At 73.7% G+C, this 16,359-nt stretch carries 14 protein-coding genes and 1 pseudogene; 7 read left to right on the plus strand and 8 right to left on the minus strand.

Annotation, left to right across the window (positions count from 1 at the left end):
* Positions 1–92 precede the first annotated feature (92 nt).
* The 4 genes from AC5R91_RS08605 to AC5R91_RS08620 form a co-directional block, all read right to left on the minus strand.
* On the minus strand, positions 93–1,622 hold the full coding sequence (locus tag AC5R91_RS08605) for a CYTH and CHAD domain-containing protein (RefSeq protein ID WP_495396625.1): 1,530 nt from the start codon (positions 1,620–1,622) through the stop codon (positions 93–95).
* A gap of 99 nt (positions 1,623–1,721) precedes the next feature.
* Positions 1,722–2,600: a formate dehydrogenase accessory sulfurtransferase FdhD gene (fdhD, locus tag AC5R91_RS08610; RefSeq protein ID WP_495396626.1), complete on the minus strand. Its 879-nt coding sequence runs from the start codon at positions 2,598–2,600 to the stop codon at positions 1,722–1,724.
* A complete protein-coding gene (locus tag AC5R91_RS08615; protein ID WP_495396627.1) occupies positions 2,600–5,062 on the minus strand; it encodes an FdhF/YdeP family oxidoreductase in 2,463 nt (820 codons plus the stop codon). Before AC5R91_RS08615 ends, fdhD begins: the two co-directional genes overlap by 1 nt.
* Positions 5,063–5,128: 66 nt before the next feature.
* The gene (locus AC5R91_RS08620) at positions 5,129–5,974 is read right to left on the minus strand and encodes an enoyl-CoA hydratase-related protein (protein WP_495396628.1); all 846 of its coding nucleotides are present in this window, start codon (positions 5,972–5,974) and stop codon (positions 5,129–5,131) included.
* Between the two features lie 80 nt (positions 5,975–6,054).
* Here AC5R91_RS08620 and AC5R91_RS08625 point away from each other — a divergent pair, with 80 nt between their 5' ends.
* Complete coding sequence (locus AC5R91_RS08625) at positions 6,055–6,507, plus strand: pyridoxamine 5'-phosphate oxidase family protein (protein ID WP_495396629.1); 453 nt, start codon at positions 6,055–6,057, stop codon at positions 6,505–6,507.
* Here AC5R91_RS08625 and AC5R91_RS08630 read toward each other — a convergent pair.
* Positions 6,504–7,166, minus strand: coding sequence for an FMN-dependent NADH-azoreductase (locus AC5R91_RS08630; RefSeq protein ID WP_495396630.1), 663 nt, complete (start codon positions 7,164–7,166; stop codon positions 6,504–6,506). The genes AC5R91_RS08625 and AC5R91_RS08630 overlap by 4 nt on opposite strands.
* 151 nt (positions 7,167–7,317) lie before the next feature.
* Positions 7,318–8,649 (minus strand): ABC transporter substrate-binding protein, encoded by a 1,332-nt coding sequence (locus AC5R91_RS08635; protein WP_495396631.1) that lies wholly within the window; start codon positions 8,647–8,649, stop codon positions 7,318–7,320.
* Between the two features lie 335 nt (positions 8,650–8,984).
* Here AC5R91_RS08635 and AC5R91_RS08640 point away from each other — a divergent pair, with 335 nt between their 5' ends.
* From AC5R91_RS08640 to AC5R91_RS08650, 3 genes are all read left to right on the plus strand, one after another.
* Positions 8,985–10,724 (plus strand): purple acid phosphatase family protein, encoded by a 1,740-nt coding sequence (locus AC5R91_RS08640; RefSeq protein WP_495396632.1) that lies wholly within the window; start codon positions 8,985–8,987, stop codon positions 10,722–10,724.
* A gap of 98 nt (positions 10,725–10,822) precedes the next feature.
* Positions 10,823–11,551 carry a nitroreductase family protein gene (locus AC5R91_RS08645; protein WP_495396633.1) on the plus strand — a complete coding sequence of 243 codons (729 nt, stop codon included), beginning with the start codon at positions 10,823–10,825 and terminating at the stop codon, positions 11,549–11,551.
* Positions 11,552–11,693: 142 nt separating this feature from the next.
* The gene (locus tag AC5R91_RS08650; protein WP_495396634.1) at positions 11,694–11,936 is read left to right on the plus strand and encodes a hypothetical protein; all 243 of its coding nucleotides are present in this window, start codon (positions 11,694–11,696) and stop codon (positions 11,934–11,936) included.
* A gap of 339 nt (positions 11,937–12,275) precedes the next feature.
* On the opposite strand, the gene AC5R91_RS08655 is transcribed toward AC5R91_RS08650, so the two are convergent.
* Positions 12,276–12,509: an SDR family oxidoreductase gene (locus AC5R91_RS08655; RefSeq protein ID WP_495396635.1), complete on the minus strand. Its 234-nt coding sequence runs from the start codon at positions 12,507–12,509 to the stop codon at positions 12,276–12,278.
* A 749-nt stretch (positions 12,510–13,258) separates the two neighbouring features.
* On the opposite strand from AC5R91_RS08655, the pseudogene AC5R91_RS08660 reads away from it, so the two are divergent.
* Together AC5R91_RS08660 and AC5R91_RS08665 are read left to right on the plus strand one after the other, a co-directional pair.
* A pseudogene (locus AC5R91_RS08660) lies at positions 13,259–13,612 on the plus strand (amidohydrolase family protein); the annotation flags it as partial.
* A 77-nt stretch (positions 13,613–13,689) separates the two neighbouring features.
* Positions 13,690–14,187 carry an amidohydrolase family protein gene (locus tag AC5R91_RS08665; RefSeq protein ID WP_495396636.1) on the plus strand — a complete coding sequence of 166 codons (498 nt, stop codon included), beginning with the start codon at positions 13,690–13,692 and terminating at the stop codon, positions 14,185–14,187.
* Positions 14,188–14,281: 94 nt separating this feature from the next.
* Here AC5R91_RS08665 and AC5R91_RS08670 read toward each other — a convergent pair whose 3' ends face one another.
* The gene (locus AC5R91_RS08670; protein ID WP_495396637.1) at positions 14,282–14,797 is read right to left on the minus strand and encodes a nitroreductase family protein; all 516 of its coding nucleotides are present in this window, start codon (positions 14,795–14,797) and stop codon (positions 14,282–14,284) included.
* Positions 14,798–15,009: 212 nt separating this feature from the next.
* On the opposite strand from AC5R91_RS08670, the gene AC5R91_RS08675 reads away from it, so the two are divergent.
* A complete protein-coding gene (locus tag AC5R91_RS08675) occupies positions 15,010–15,945 on the plus strand; it encodes an aldose 1-epimerase family protein (RefSeq protein ID WP_495397919.1) in 936 nt (311 codons plus the stop codon).
* The last annotated feature ends 414 nt before the right edge of the window (positions 15,946–16,359 follow it).

Genomic DNA, 16,359 nt, shown 5'->3' on the forward strand with positions numbered 1-16,359 from the left:
GGTCAGCGGCGGCGGGTCAGCGGCGGCGCCATCAGCGGGCGGCGGCTCTACGGAGGCGGCGGCCCGATGGAGGCGGCGTCACTGCGGCGCGTTCAGTGGCGCAGCCAACGGCGCAGGCGGGGGCGTGAGGCCCGCGCCCAGGTGGCCTCGAAGGCGGTCCGGGTGGCGGCGGCGCGCGCCCGCTCGTCCCCGGCGAGCAGGCCGTAGGTGAAGGAGGATTCGCCCGCGAGGTTCGCGGCGACGGCGAACACGCGCAGCCGGGCCTGCGCGACGACGCAGTCCTGGTGCTCGCCGAGCTCGGTCTGGATCCGCTTCGCCGCCTTCGCCAGCGTCGCCGCGTCGCCACGGTGGACGGGCACCATCAGCTCGGCTGCGTAGCGCAGCCGCTTCGCGGCCTTGCGGGCACCGTGGTAAGCGACGTCGCGGTCGGATCCGGCGGTGGCCCGCCGGGCGCGTTCGACCCGCCGGGCGAGCTTGCGATCCGCCTTGGCGACGAGCTTCGGCAGCACGGTGCCGGCCGGGCGCCGGGCCCGCTCGGTCTGCCCGACGTCGGCGACGAAGCCGAGCAGCGTCTCGATGAACCCGAAGTACCGCTCGCCGCGCAGGTAGACCAGCGCCTCCTCTCGGCTGCGCAGCAGCTCACCGAGCAGCGTCTCCTGGACGCGGGCGGCCACCGGGCCCAGCACCAGCTCGCCGGGCTGCCCGGCGAGCTCGCCGACGAAGCGGGCGAGCTGGACCTCGGCGTCGCGGGGCCGTCCGAGCACCTCGCCGATCTCGCGCAGGCCGGCTTCGATCTCGGCGGCCCGCTCGGCGTCGAACAGCGGCCGGAAGGTCTGGATGGTGCTGCGCAGCCGCCGGGCCGCGACCCGCATGTCGTGGACGGCCTCGGGCGCGTCGACGCGCACCGCGGGATCGCGGTCGAGCAGCGCCGCGGTGTGCTCGGCCAGGTAGGCGTGGACGACCGCGGCCGCGCTGTCGGAGGTGGCGAGCCGGGCCGGGCCGGGCTGCACGTCGGGGGCGCCGAGCTCGACGGCGAGGGCACGTTGCAGCTTCGACGGCGACGGTGCGGGCCGCGCGCCGGCCCGGTGCAGGGCCTTGCTGGCGGCGGGCAGCAGGTCCACCCCGGACGGGTCGAGCGCCTCGAGCTCGACCTCCCGCCACCGCGACACGATGGTGCGCTCGCCCATCGTCCGCGCGTTGACCCGGTCGTCGGCGACCTCGACGAGGTCGTGGCCGGCGGCGTCGCGCAGCCGCCGGGTGCGCCGGACGGTCGTGATCGACGCCACCGGGCGAAGCGACGCCCCCCGCAGCCGCACGGCGACAAGGTCCATCAGCTCCGGCGGGATCTGCGACGGTTCGCCGAGCGGGCGGCCGATCTCGTCGCGGGCCCCGTCGGCGGTGGGGATCTTCAGATGCCAGCCCTCGTCGGCGCCGCCCTCCCGGCGGCGCAGCGTCAGGTGGTTGCGGGCCAGGCGCAGGTCGTCGGTGTCGTAGTAGACGGCGTCGAGGTGCCGCTCGTCCGGGTCGGCGACGGAGGCGACCCCCCGCACCCCGTCGAAGGCGGGGAGCGCGAACATCTCGTCCACCGCGAACTTCCGCTCGACTTCATGCGTCACTGCCACGACTGGCCTCCATCCGATGCGATCAGCGCACTGATGCCCTGCCCTCGGCCAAAAAACCCTGCCGGCGCGAGGTGGGACCCGCGTGGCGACCCGCGGCGGTCAGGCCAGCACGACCCGGTGGGCGCCGGTGTAGAGGTTCATCGAGTCCCCGCGGACGAAGCCGGCGAGCGTCATCCCCGCCTCCTCGGCGAGATCCACCGCCAGCGTCGAGGGCGCGGACACCGCGACGAGCATCGGCACACCGGCCATCAGCGCCTTCTGTACCAGTTCGAACGACGCCCGGCCGCTGACGACCAGCGCGTGGCCGGTCAGCGGCACCAGGCCGTCGCGCACCGCCGCGCCGATCACCTTGTCGACCGCGTTGTGCCGGCCGACGTCCTCCCGCACGGTCCGCAGCACGCCGTCGGCGCCGGCGAGCGCCGCCGCGTGCAGCCCGCCGGTGGTGGCGAACAGCCGCTGCCCCGCCCGCAGCGCGTCGGGCAGGCCGGTCATGGTCGCCGCGTCGAGGCGCAGCGGGTCGTCGGCGACGGTGAACCGGCTGCGCAGCCGGACCGCGTCGATGCTGGCCTTCCCGCACAGGCCGCACGAGCTGGTCGTGTAGAAGTTGCGGGTCACGTCGACCTCGGGCGGGGCGACCCCGGGGGCCAGCGCCACGTCGAGCACGTTGTAGGTCGGCCGGCCGTCGGCGTCGACCGCGCCGTCCCTCCCTGATGCGCCGTCCCTCCCTGATGCGCCGTCCCTCCCTGTGCAGTAGCGCATCGACGCCACGTCGGCGGCGCCGGCGATCATGCCCTCGCCGAGCAGGAACCCCAGCGCCAGGTCCATGTCGTCGCCGGGGGTGCGCATCGTCACCGCCAGCGCCCGCCCGCCGACCCGGATCTCCAGCGGTTCCTCGCCGACCACCGTGTCCGGGCGGACCGCCGTGGCGACCCCGGCCCGGACCCGGGTCACCCTGCGCCGCGCCGTCGCCCGCCCCATCAGCGCGTCCCTTCTACCGTCCCGCGCGCCCGCTCCAGCCGGATGATCAGCGATTTGGAGGTCGGGGTGTTGCTGCGGACGGCGGTGGAGTCCAGCGGGACCAGGACGTTGGTCTCGGGGAAGTAGGCGGCGGCGCAGCCCCGCGCGGTCGGGTACGCCACCGCCCGGAAGTTCTCCGCCCGCCGTTCCCCGTCCGTCCACACGCCGACGAGGTCGACGTGCACGCCGTCGGCGAGGCCGAGCGCGGCGAGGTCGTCCGGGTGGACGAACACGACGCGGCGGCCCCGGCGGACCCCGCGGTAACGGTCGTCCATCCCGTAGATCGTCGTGTTGTACTGGTCATGGGAGCGCACCGTCTGCAGCAGCAGATGACCGGGCGGGACGCGCAGCACATCGCAGACGTTCTCGGTGAACGCCGCCCGCCCGTCCGGCGTCGGGAAGGTGCGACTGTCGCGCGGCGGATGCGGCAACTGGAAGCCACCCGGTGCGGCGAGCCGGGCATCGAAATCCTCGAATCCCGGCACCACCCGGGCGATGTGACCGCGGATCCGTCGGTAGTCGCCGGCCAACCCCGCCCAGTCCAGCGACCCACGCTCCGCCGCCGACGCACGCTCTGCCGCCGACCCACGCTCTGCCGCCGACCCACGCTCTGCGGCCGACCCACGCTCTGCGGCCGGCGGACGCGCGGAACCGTCGCCGGGCGGACCGTCGCCGGGCGGCGCCGACCGCGGCGCGCGGCGGGCGAGCGTGGCCTCGGCCAGCCCGCAGACGATCGCGACCTCCGAGCGCAGGTCCGCCCCGGCCGGGGGCAGCGTGCCACGCGAGGCGTGCACCATGCCCATCGAGTCCTCAACGCTGACCTGCTGCACCCCACCCGCCCGCACATCGACCTCGGTGCGCCCCAACGTCGGCAGGATCAACGCCGCCCGCCCCGTCACCGCATGGGAACGGTTCAACGTCGTCGACACCTGCACCGTCAGTCGACACGCCCGCATCGCCGCCTCGATCACCGCCGAATCCGGACCGGCCGCGACGAAATTCCCACCCAGACCGAGGAACACCCGCACCCGACCGTCACGCATCGCCCGGATCGTCTCCACCACGTCATGGCCGTGCGCACGCGGCGGCGCGAAGGAGAACTCGGCACCCAACGCGTCGAGAAACGCGTCGGGCATCTTCTCCCAGATCCCCATCGTACGGTCACCCTGGACGTTGGAATGTCCGCGCACCGGGCACACCCCCGCCCCCGGCCGGCCGATGTTCCCCCGCAGCAGCAGGAAGTTCACCACCTCCTGAATCGTCGCCACCGAGTTGGCGTGCTGGGTCAGTCCCATCGCCCAGCACACCACCACCCGGTCCGCCGCCAGCACCCGGCCGGCCAGCTCGTCGATCTCGGCGGCGGCGAGCCCCGTCGCCGCGGCGATGTCGGCGTCGGACAGATGCTCACGAACATGTTTGGCGAACTCGGTGAATCCGCTGGTGTGCTCGGCGAGGAAGGGGTGGTCGAGCACCGTGCCGGGGGCCGCGTCCTCCGCGGCCAGCAGCCGCCGCGACAACGCCTGAAACAGCGCCATGTCCCCGTTCAGGCGGATCTGCAGGAACTGGTCGGCCAACGCCGTGCCACGCCCCACCATCCCCCGGGCGTGCTGCGGATTGCGAAAACGCAGCAATCCCGCCTCCGGCAACGGGTTCACCGCGACGATGCTGCCGCCGGCCCGCTTCACCCGTTCCAGGGAACTGAGCATCCGCGGATGATTCGTCCCCGGATTCTGACCCACCACCAGCACCAGATCCGCCGACTCCAGATCGGCCAACGTCACCGACCCCTTACCCACCCCGATCGTCGAGGTCAACGCCGCCCCCGACGATTCATGACACATGTTCGAGCAGTCCGGCAGGTTGTTCGTCCCGAACATCCGCGCGAACAACTGCCACACGAACGCCGCCTCGTTGCTGGTGCGCCCCGACGTGTAGAACGCGGCCTCGTCCGGGCTGTCGAGTGCCGCCAGCTCGGCGGCGACGATCCCGAACGCCTCGTCCCAGCCGACCGGGACGTAATGATCCGCGCCCGGCGCCTTGTACACCGGCTCCACGATCCGACCCCGGCTGCCCAACCAGTGGCCGGAGCGACCGGCGAGGTCGGACGCCGGGTGCGCCGCGAAGAACTCCCGCGTCACCCGGCTACGCGTCGCCTCCTCCGCCACCGCCTTCGCGCCGTTCTCGCAGAACTCGACGACGGACCGCTCCCCCGGCGCCGGCTCCGGCCACGCACACCCCGGACAGTCGAACCCGTGATCCTGGTTGACCAGCCGCAGTGTCCGCACCGCCCGGCCCGGCCCCATCCGTTCCCACGACTGCGCCAGCGCGTGCCCCACCCCCGGCAGCCCCGCCGCCGACGACGCCGGCGCCCCCACCCGCAACCGGGCGTCGTCATCCCCGAGGTCTCGATCGCCTCTACCCATGGCCTCCACCATCCTCGCGATCGACACCGGGCACCACCACCGGCACCCGCCGGCCGGCGGGGTGGCCTACCGGCCGGTCCAGGCGGGTGGGCGCTTGTCCAGGAAGGCGCGGACGCCCTCGGCGGCGTCGGCGGAGTCGCGGATCGCGTCGAGGGCGGCGGCGGTGGCCTGCCAGCCGGCGGCGTCGGCGGCCGGGGCGACGGCGGCGTCGACGGCCGCGAGGCAGGCCCGCACGGCGGTCGGCGCGTTGCGGCAGATCCGCTCGGCCAGGGCGAGGGCGGCGTCGAGCGCCCGGCCGGGTTCGGCGAGCGCGTTGACCAGGCCCGCCTCGTAGGCGCGCCGGGCGTCGAAGGGATCGCCGACGAGGATGAGCTCGCGAGCCAGGTTCAGCGGCAGGGCCCGGGGGCCGCGAAACAGCGCTCCGCAGGTGGGGACCACACCGATCGTCACCTCCGGCAGGCCGAACCGGGCGTCGGCGCCCGCGACGACGAGGTCGCAGGCCAGCACGATCTCCAGGCCGCCACCGAGCGCGGGGCCCTCGACCGCGGCGATGAGCGGCGTGCGGCGACGCCGGCGGACCACGCCGTATTCCCCGCCCCGCTCGGTGACGTAGTCGCCGCCGGCGGTCAGGTCGCTGCCGGCGCAGAACACCGTCGAGGTGCCGGTGAGCACGCCGACCCAGAGGTCGTCGTCGTCCTCGAGCAGGTTCAGCGCGGCGTCGAGGGCGTCGGCCATCGCGCGGTCGACCGCGTTGCGTCGGCGCTCGCGGCGCATCGACACCACCAGCACGTGGCCCTCGCGGCGGACCTCCACCCGTTGCGCGTCCCGGTCCGTCATCGCCCGCCCCACGCCCCGTCCCGCCGTGCTTCCCGGCCCGTCGCCGGCCGGATGACCAGCGTCGGCTGGAGACACAGAATAGCCTTCTGGGCTGGCAGGAACGATGTTTCCGATCCGGCCGCGGTCGGCGCGGCTCCGCCCGAGGAGATGTGTGCATGCAGGAACAGCGACGCGGCCGGAAGATCGCCATGGAACGGGCGGAGATCGACGCCTTCCTCACCGAGGAGCGGGTCTGCCGGGTGGCGACGGCCGGCCCCGACGGCCCGCACCTGACGCCGCTGTGGTTCGTGTGGGACGGCCAGGCGCTGTGGCTGTGGTCGATCGTGCGCAGCCAGCGGTGGACCGACCTCACCCGCGACCCACGCGCCGCCGTGCTCGTCGACGCCGGGATCGGCTACGGCGAGCTGCGCGGGGTGGAGCTGCGCGGCCGGTTCGCCCCGGTCGGCGAGGCGCCGCGCGCCGACGTGCCCAACCCCGAGCTGGAGGTCCCCGAGCGCCTGTTCGCCGACAAGTACGCCGACGGCGGCACGACCAGCCCCGACGGCCGCCACGGCTGGCTGCGCCTCACCCCCGAAAAGATCACAACCTGGGACTTCCGCAAGCTCTAACGGGCGGCGGGTGAGTGGTGGCCGAGGCGGGTGGCGAGCTCGATGACGGAGCGGTGGGCGGCGTCGAGTTCCGCCTTCGCCGTGGTGCGCAGCTCGGCCATCGCCGGCACGCGGAAGGCCAGCGTCGCATCGGTCGACACGACCGTCACCACCATCCCGAGGGAGCGGCCGAGGACCAGCTCGACGGGCGGGACCGCGTGGTCCCAGCCCGCCGTCGGGCTGTCGGGGCCGTACTGCGCGCCGCGGGCGGAGACGACGACGGCCGGGCGGCCGGCCAGCGGCTGCTCCCGGGTGTCGAACGGCGCGGTGACGCCGAGGACGTGCACCTGGTCGATCCACGCCTTGAGCGTCGACGGGATCGACCAGTTGTACATCGGTGCGCCGACGACCAGCACGTCGGCGGCGAGCAGCTCGGCGAGCAGGAGCTCCTGCGTCGCCGCGGCGGCGGGATCGGGCGTCTCCCCCGGACGGCGCAGCCGCGGCGCCCAGTGCAGCGCGGCGTCGCTGAGGTGCGGCGGCGGGTCGGCGTGCAGGTCGCGGTAGGTCACCGTGTGCTGCGGGCCGAGCCCTTGCCAGGTGTCGGCGAAGGTCCGGGTCAGCGCCCGCGTCGTCGAGCCGGTGAGGTCTGCGGAGGAGTCCAGGTGCAGCAGTCCGGGCATGCGCACTCCTTGCTCGCGGGCGGCGGGCACGGGTGCGCGGCGCGGGCCGCGGCGGCCCCCGGCGTTCCCGCCCCGCCACGGGATCCGACCGCGTGACCGCGGCCGACGCAGCGCCGACTTTACGCCAGCTACCCGGGCCGAAGCAGGCGCTCTACGCGGCGCCGAGCAGCTTCACCAGCCGCTCGTTGACCGACGCCGCGGTCGCGGCCGGGTCGGCGCCGCGCAGCATCACGGCGCTCACGAGGTCGTCCTGGAGGATCTGCCGGGCCTGGTCGGCATTCGGGCCGCGCAGCGGCTGGTACGGGGCGACGCTGGTGAACTGGCGGAAGGCGGGCAGGATCTCCGGCGAGGTCGTGAGGTACTCGCCGAGGAACTGCCGGCCGTCGACCGTGGACTGCCGCAGCGGCAGGTAACCGATCTTCACGGTGATGACGGTGAAGCCGGCATCGCTGGTCAGGTACTTCAGGAACTGCCAGGCCGCCTGCTGCTTGCGGCGGTCCCTGGTCAGCACGTACAGCCCGGAGCCCGAGTAGGTCGGCCGGGCGGGCTGGTCGCCGAAGGCCGGCAGTCCGGTGGTGCGCAGCGTGAACGATCCCTTCGCCGACCTGCGGAGGCTGGCGAGCACCGCCGTGCTCGTCACGAGCATCCCGAGCTTGCCGGCCTTGAACAGGCTCAGGGCGTCGGTCTCGACGATCCTCGGCTGCGCGCCCGAGTTCGTCAGGTCGCCGAGCATCGCCAGCGCGCCGACGGCCGATGGGCTGGCGAGCTGCGGGCCGCCCGTCGCGGACAGCAGCGAACCGCCGTTGCTGTTGATGAGCGACTGGGTGAGGAAGTCCGACTTCGCGGGGTTGGCGGCGTCGACGTACACGCCCTGGACCCCGTCGCCGAGCGTCGCCAGGGCCAGCGCCGCCCTGCGCACCTGCGCCCACGTGGCCGGCGGCCGCGCCGGATCGAGATGCGCCCGCTCGAACAGCGTCGCGTTGTAGAACATCGTCGGCGTCGACAGCGTGTAGGGCATCACGGTGAGCCTGCCCTCGACGCTGCCGGCGGCCAGCGCCGGCGGCAGGATCCCGGCGGTGACCGCGGCCACCTCGGCGGGCGGGGCCAGGTCGGCGACCGGCACGACCGGCAGGCTGGCCAGCGCCGCGGGCTGCTTGCTCCAGCCGATCTGCGCGATGTCCGGCGGGTCCCCGGCCGCGGTCCGCGCCTGCACCCTGGTCAGGACATCTCCGGAGGTGGCCCCCGAGGCGTCGACGCGGATGTCCGGGTGATCCGCCTCGAAGCCGTCGATGAGCTGCTGCGTGCCCTGCCCGCCCAGGTCCGGCGTGCTGTAGTTGTAGGACACGAAGCTCAGCCTGACGGGTGCGGGCGCCCCCTCGTCGCCACCGCCACCGCCGCCGCAGCCGGCGGCCAGCGCCCCGATCATCGTCAGGGCGACGGCGGCCGCCAGGGCCCGCCGCCCACGCGCTCTCCCCCGGAACATCGTCGCATCATGGCCGGCGAATCACAGAGGCCGACCACGGGAAGGCGACCACCTCGTGACCGAGAGGTGTCCGTTCGCCGAGAAATGCCCGACGGGAAGCAACGCCGCAGCCGGTGCCCACGAGAGTCCGGCGGTGACATCGAGCCGGCGGTGACACAGAGCCGGCGGTGACACAGAGCCGGCGATGACTACAGAGCCGGCTTCGACTCCCAGCCGGCGACGGCTCCGAGCCGGCTTCGACGCGATGCACCGTACGGCCAGGTTCACCTGATGGTCCCGTTGTCGCCATGCGCACGTCCGCTCACCGTCCGCCGGGCGCGACAGCATCACGGCCCATGGACGCGAACCCCACGACCGGCTCGGCCGGTCCGTCCCGGCGTACCCTGCTGCGCACGGCCGCGATCGGCGGCGGGCTGACCGTCGCCGCCGGCCCCACCCTGTGGCGGCAGCCGGCGTTCGCGGGCACCGGTCCGGACACCGCCCCCGAGCAGGTGCACCTGGGGTGGGGCGACGACCCGGCGACGGCGGTGACGGTGTCCTGGGTGTCGCCGGTCGCCGTGCGCCGGCCACGGGTGCGGCTCGGCACCGCGGCCGGCGGGTTCGGCCGGTTCGTCGACGCCGAGGAGCGGACCTACGTCGACGGCCTCAACGGCCAGCGCGTCGTGACCTACCACGCGAAGCTGCGCGGACTCGACCCGGGCACCGCCTACGTCTACCGGGTCGACACCGCCGACGGTCCGGTCCCGGCCGGGCCGTCCACGGCCGGCCCCGGCGGCCCCGGCGGCCCCGGCGGGACGTTCACCACCGCCCGCCGCGGCCGGTTCCCGTTCCGTTTCACCAGCTACGGCGACCTGGCCACCGACAAGGCGTGGACCATCTCGTCCCCCAACGCGTTTCACGCCGTGGACGCGGTCGAACGCTTCGCGCCGCTGTTCCACCTGCTCAACGGCGACCTGTGCTATGCCAACCTGACGTTCGCCCAGCAGCCGGCGGTGTGGCGCGACTTCGGCGTCAACGTGGCCCGCTCCGCGGCGAACCGGCCGTGGATGCCGGCGCTGGGCAACCACGAGATCGAGTTCGGCAACGGCACGCACGGCTACGAGTCGTATCTGACCCGGTTCAGCCTGCCGTCGAACGGGATCCGCGGCCTGGCCGGCAACTTCTACAGCTACCGGGTCGGCTCGGCGCTGTTCGTCTCCCTCGACGCCGACGACGTCATCTACCAGGACGGCGGCGCCTTCGCGGCGACCGATGTCGTCCCGCCGAACGGGGCGGCCACCATCCCCGCCGGTCACAGCCAGTACAACCGGCTCTACACCGGCCCGCTCGCCGCCGGCCCGAACGGCACGCTCACCCCCGGCGGCAACCTGCAGACCCGCTGGCTGGAGCACACCCTCGCCGCGGCGCGGGCCGACCGCACCATCGACTGGATCATCGTCCAGACGCACCAGTGCCCGCTGTCGAGCTCCGCCACCGGCAACGGCTCCGACCTCGGCCTGCGCCAGGCGTGGCTGCCGCTGTTCGACCGCTACCAGGTCGACCTCGTCGTCTCCGGGCACGACCACGACTACGAGCGGACGTTCCCGGTCCGCGGCTTCGACCGCGACCGCGGGACCGAGGTCGCCGGCGGCGCGACCGTCGACACCCTGCGGCCCCGGCCCGTCGTCACCGACCCGACCGCCGACACCTTCGACACCGACGCCGGCACCGTCTACCTGGTCCTCGGCGGCGGCGGGACCAGCGGCCCCACCGACAGCTACGGCGCCACCCCGACCGGCGCCCGGCAGGGCAAGGTCATCACGAAGCGGACGGAGATCACCCGCAACGCCTCCACCGGCGCCTACGCCAAGTCGCCCGCCGACGCGGTCGAGGAGGCCGTGTGGTCGGCCCGCCCGGACGCCAGCGGCCACCCGTACGGCATCGCCGTGTTCGATCTCGACCCCGGCAGCCGCCCCGGCGGCCCCACCACCATCACCGTCAGCTACCACCACGCGCCCCGCGTCCAGGCCGGCGACCCGGCGCCCGCCTACACCCTGCTGGAACGCTTCACCCTGCGCCGCCGCCGCTCCGACTGAAACCCCTGACCAGGTGGCCAGCGCACTACCGGCCAGGGACCGATGACCGATGACCGCGGGACGAACGGCTGCCCACCGGCCCGGCTAGGCTCGTGGGCGTGGAGCTGCGTGAGGCGATGCGCACCGCCGGCGCCGTGCGGGAGTTCACCGCCGAGCCGGTGCCGGACGAGGTACTCGAACGGGTTCTCGACGCCGCTCGGTTCGCCCCGAGCGGCGGCAACCAGCAGCCGTGGGTCGTGCTCGTCGTGCGCGACCCCGAGCTGCGCCGGCGGCTGCGCGACCTGGTTCGCGAGGGCTGGCGGGAGTACGTGGCGCAACGACGCGCCGGGGTGCGGCCGTTCGCGCCCGGCCCGGACGGCCGCTGGCACGGGCCCGCGATCGACCTCGACGCCGCGGCCCGCACCCCGGCGCCGAGCGCCTTCGTCGACGCCTTCGACCAGGTGCCCGTCCTGCTCGTCCTCGCCGTGCGGCTCACCGCGCTCGCGGTGACCGACGTCGACCTCGACCGGCAGAGTGTCGTCGGCGGCGCGTCGATCTACCCGTTCGCGCAGAACATCCTGCTGGCGGCCCGCGATGCCGACCTCGGCGGGACGCTGACCACCTTCGCCGCCCGGCGCGAGCCCGCGGCGGCCGCCCTGCTGCACCTCCCGCCCGACCACGGCATCGCCGCCGTGCTCGCCCTCGGCTATCCGGCGCGGCGCACGACCCGGTTGACCCGCCAACCGGTCGGCGCCTTCACCCGCATCGACACCTTCGACGGCCCCGCGTTCGGCTCGACGACCGCGGCGCCGCCGGGTGGGCGGCCGGATTCTCCGACGGCCGGCTGAGGTCCACAGTCGGTGGCCGGCACCGGCGGCCTTGACGAGGAGTGAACCCCGCCGCATCGGGGTATGTTCCTGCTTTGTCGCGTCCCGCCCAACGACGTGCCGGGGCTGATCTCATTGGCGGATCACAAAGGTGGCGGGTATTATGACCGATATTGTCACGATGGTCGCCTCGATCGACGAGCTTCCTACCGTCGAGGAAACAGACGCGATGCTGAACGAGCTGCGACGACTTTCTCGCGACGCGGCGACGGCCAAACTAATCGACGACCTTCTGGATCTCCGGTCGCTGCTCGGCGCATCGAGCCGGGGCCGCGCGCCGAGCAGTGAATCGACCATAGTGCCGCAGCCTTACCCCACGGTCCCGGACGGGTCCCCCGCCGAGTGACCGGTCGAACCATCGTCCGCATACACGGAATCGTCAGACAGGTCGGCCAGCCGACGCCGTCCCCGCCTCCGCCGAGCCTCGTGGTCCGGTGAGCAGGGCCAGCGCGTCGGCGGCCGGGCTGCCTGGCGCGGCCGCGTAGTAGACCTGCGACCGGTTCGGGCAGTCCGGCGCGCGCACCGCCGCGGCCAGAGGCGAGCCGGGTTACGGTCGCGTCGGGCCATGCCGTCGAAGTCGACCAACAGCGCGCTGGCGAGCGGGTTTGCAGGCCAGCACGTCGAGCCGGTGGTTCAGCAGCAGTGCGGGCTTGTCGCGGACCGATTCGAGCAGCGTCCCCTGTGGTCAGCCGGGCAGGACGGTCAGCGGCCCACCGTCGACGGCGACGTCCTGGCCGGTTACGTACCCGGCGTCCGCCGAAGCGCGAAACGCCACCACGGCGGCGACGTCGCCCACCCGGCCCAGCGCGATCTGGCGGCTGTGCTCCGCCGCGGCGGCCAGCCCCCGGTGCGCGGTCCAGGACGCGATGAACATGACGCGACCGCCGGTGGTCAGGAACAGCGCCAGCCCCTTCGCCACCGTCTGTACCGCCCCGACCAGGTTTCACGTCCACCAGACGGCGGAGGTCGGCCGGCTCCCTCCGCTCGATCGCGCCGAAGGCGCCGACACCAGCGTTGGCGAAGATGGCGTCGATGCCGAGGTGCCGACGGCGCCCACGTGGCCGGACACCGCAACCATCACAATGCGGGCACAATGCGGGTGAGTAGCTCGGATGCGCCCAAATCCGTCCTAGTCCTCACGGAGGCGGCCACCAAAGGCCGGTGACGCGTACCGTACGCGACATTTTCCGCGCCCATCCGCGGGCGGATCTAAAGTAATTCTCGTCGAATCCCGACAGCCCGCTCCCTGCTTCAACGTGCGCGCCGACCAGGAGGGTTCGGGTCCGGAAAACGTCGACGCGCAGATCTCCGCCGATCGAGGAATCAATATTTCAACGGCTTTCGAGGAACGCCATCAGGCCGCTGGCGGCGAGCACGCCGTAGCGCCCGCAGAGTTGGCGGAATCACGGAATCACACCGAACGGAGCGGAAATGTCCAGTGAAATCGGGGGACGGGGCGGGAGCCAGGCGGACGACGGCCCGGGCCCGCGTCGTGGGCCGAGCCGGCGGGCCGCCGTCGGTCTCGCGGCGGTCGTCGCCGGGGCCGGCGCCGTGGCGGCGGCGCCGGTCGCGGCGGCGGCGACGACCGGGGCCGGGACCACCGGGGCCGGGACGGCCGACCACGCCCGCACCGGGGCGACCGGGCGGATCGACGTGCACCATCACGCGATGCCGGCCGAGGTGCGCGCCTGGCTGGTCGAACACGGCCAGCTACCGCCGGTGGGCGGACCGCCGTTCGCGAACTGGTCCCTGCCGGCCACGCTCGACACGATGGACCGCGGCGGCATCGCGACGGCCGTGCTGTCCGCGGCGATCCCGAGCGAGTTCACACCGACGCCCGCGCTCGCCGCGCAGCTCGCCCGGCTCGCCAACGACGCGCTCGCCGACGTGGTCCGCGGCCACCCCACCCGGTTCGGTCTGCTCGCGTACATTCCCCGGGCCACCCCGGAGATCGCAGTCGCGGAGATCCGCCACGCCTACGACGGCCTGCACGCCGACGGCGTCCTGCTCATGGCCCACGACGGCCTCACCTATCTCGGCGATCCCGTGCTGGAGCCGGTGATGGCCGAGCTGAACGCGCGCGACGCGGTGGCCCTGGTGTGCATCCGTTCAACCTGCCCGGCGCGACCGGCATCGCCGTTCCGGCGTTCGTCGCCGACTTCCTGGCCGACACAACCCGCGCCGCCGTGCAGCTCGTCGTCAACGGGGTGCTGGAAAGGTATCCACGGATACGGTGGATCCTCGCCCACGGTGGTGGCTACTTTCCGTACCAGGCGGCCCGGCTCGCCCTCACCCGCAGCCTCGGCTACGGCACCGACCTCGCCGCCGTCGACCGGACGTTGCGCCGCTTCTTCGTCGACACCGCCGGGCCCATGTCCCCGTACAGCACGCCGTCCCTGCTGGCCGCCATCGGGGCCGACCGCATCCTGTACGGCTCGGACTACAACGCCGTGCCCGCCGACACCGTGTTCGCGGGCCGCGACGCGTTCCTCGCCGACCCGGCGCTGAACCCGGCGACCCGCCGTGCCATCGCACGGGACAACGCGCTCGCCCTGTTCCCGACGATCGCCGCCCGACTCGCCAACAGCCGCCACTGACCGCACGGGAGCAACTGACCGGGCGGCGGCAACCGACCGCACGGCAGCAGTCTGTCGGCTACCTCCGACCGCGGTGGAGTACCACTGTCCTGGACTACCACTGTCCGCGGTGGACGACCTCGTCGTAGGGGCGGCGGTCGAGGCGTTCCACCGGCCGCAGCGGCCCGTCGTCGGGGTAGCCCAGGCCGATCATGTAGGCCACCCGGTGGGTGTCGGGCACGCCGAGAATCCGGCGGGCGGCCTCCTGGTCACCGACGGCCGAGTGGCCGCCACCGATGCCGAGGTCCGTCGCGGTGAGCAGCATCAGCATGGTCGCCTGGCCGAGGTCGTACTCGTCCATGAGCCGGTAGCGCTCCGTCTCGGGCTCGGGGAGCACCAGCACGATCGTCGCCGCCGAACGCGCGATGTGACCGGCGCCGCGCCAGATCGTCGCCAGCTCCCCGAGAACCGCCCGGTCGGTGACGAGCACGAAGTCCCACCGCTGCCGGTTGGACGCTGACGGCGAACGCCACCCGGCCTCCAGGATCCGCTCCAGGTCGCCGGCCGGCACGGGCCGGTCCTGGTAACTGCGGACGTTGCGACGAGCACGGATCGCATCCCAGGTCTCCACGCCGTCGACCCTAGTGACTCCTCCGCCCCCTGAAGGAGGCGGCTCCTCAGGCCGAAGCCCGACGGGCCAGCCCGACCCGCAGGGGAACCCGGGTGCCGTGCCGCCCGCCCGCCCGCCCTCATACTTGATGCAGAGGGCGTGCTTGACGCAGAGGGCGCCCCCCTGCCGCCGACCGGTCGGTGTCGGCGGTGCGCGGGTATGAGGAGGACGTGGTGGAGGCGTTGGCGCCGTCCGGGCGGCAGGTGGAGCTCGTGCACGGAGACAGCAGCGTGACCATCACCGAGGTCGGCGGTGGGCTGCGCGAGTACCGGATCGGTGCCGCGCCGGTCCTCGACGGCTACGGCGCCGACGCGATGGCCAGCCGCGGGCGCGGGCAGTTGCTGCTCCCCTGGCCCAACCGGATCGCGAACGGCCGATACACGTTCGGCGGCACCACCCACCAGCTCCCGGTGAACGAGGTGGCGCTCGGCAACGCCAGCCACGGGCTGACCCGCTGGTCGGCCTGGGAACTCGACCGCCTCGGCCCGGCCGCGGTCCGCGCCTCGTTCATCCTGCGCGCCCAGAGCGGCTACCCCTTCACCGTGAGCTTCACCGCGGAGTACCACCTCGGCGACGACGGCCTGACCGTCACGATGACCGCCACCAACCTGGGCGGCCAGCCGGCGCCCGTCGGCATGGGCGCCCATCCCTACCTGACGACGGTCGGGGCGGACGGCGCCACGGTGCGGGCTGACGACGTCGAACTCACCGTTCCGGCCGCGACGTGGCTGGAGACCGACGACCGTTCGATCCCCGTCGGCGCGCGGGAGGTCGCTGGCGCGCCCGTCGACTTCCGCCGCCCCCGCGCGGTCGGCTCCCTCGCCCTGGACACCTGCTACACGGGCCTCGCCCGCGATCCGGACGGGCGGGCGCGCGTGCGGCTCGGCGCGCCCGGCGGCGGTTCGGTGACGATGTGGATGGACGAGACCTGGCCGTACGTGCAGGTCTTCACGGGGGACACGCTGGGCCCGCAGGAGCGGCGGCGCAGCATCGCGGTCGAACCGCTGACCTGCCCAGCGAACGCGTTCAACAGCGGGGACGGCCTGCGCGTCCTCGAGCCCGCCGAGACCGTCGGCGGCACCTGGGGCATCCAGCCCACCGCCGGCTGACCCGCGCCCGAGGGTGGAGACGCCCGGCGGCCGGGCGCTCCGGGGCGGCTCCAGGTGCGGACGTCGGCCGCAGGCGGCGGAGGTCGCCGCAGGTGCGGACGTGGACGGCCCGTTCGGCCGTGCGTGCGGCGGGCCGGGCGCACCGTCACCGGCGACCGTCTTGTCCTGGCCGGACGAGAACGGGATCGAACACATCCCGGACCATCCCGCTGTGCACGTTACGTTCAGCGCACTCGGAAAAAACGAATTTGTTACGCGTCACCCGGCCGTCACACCGGGGATAACGGCCACAGGCCGGCCACGCAACGTGAGATCTTCGGTCAAGTGGGTCGATGACCGCATGTCATCTCCCCGTGGATCCGGATCCGGAAAATATTTCGCGCGAACCGGCCCGCCACCGCCGACCGCCAAGAC

This window comes from Frankia sp. BMG5.60, assembly GCF_059428125.1.

What these genes read in the sequence shown, in the direction of transcription:
- fdhD (WP_495396626.1), bottom strand. Translation starts at nt 2,600, where the DNA reads ATGGGGCGGGCGACGGCGCGGCGCAGGGTGACCCGGGTCCGGGCCGGG.
- AC5R91_RS08615 (WP_495396627.1), bottom strand. Translation starts at nt 5,062, where the DNA reads ATGGGTAGAGGCGATCGAGACCTCGGGGATGACGACGCCCGGTTGCGG.
- AC5R91_RS08625 (WP_495396629.1), top strand. Translation starts at nt 6,055, where the DNA reads ATGCAGGAACAGCGACGCGGCCGGAAGATCGCCATGGAACGGGCGGAG.
- AC5R91_RS08630 (WP_495396630.1), bottom strand. Translation starts at nt 7,166, where the DNA reads ATGCCCGGACTGCTGCACCTGGACTCCTCCGCAGACCTCACCGGCTCG.
- AC5R91_RS08635 (WP_495396631.1), bottom strand. Translation starts at nt 8,649, where the DNA reads ATGTTCCGGGGGAGAGCGCGTGGGCGGCGGGCCCTGGCGGCCGCCGTC.
- AC5R91_RS08640 (WP_495396632.1), top strand. Translation starts at nt 8,985, where the DNA reads ATGGACGCGAACCCCACGACCGGCTCGGCCGGTCCGTCCCGGCGTACC.
- AC5R91_RS08650 (WP_495396634.1), top strand. Translation starts at nt 11,694, where the DNA reads ATGACCGATATTGTCACGATGGTCGCCTCGATCGACGAGCTTCCTACC.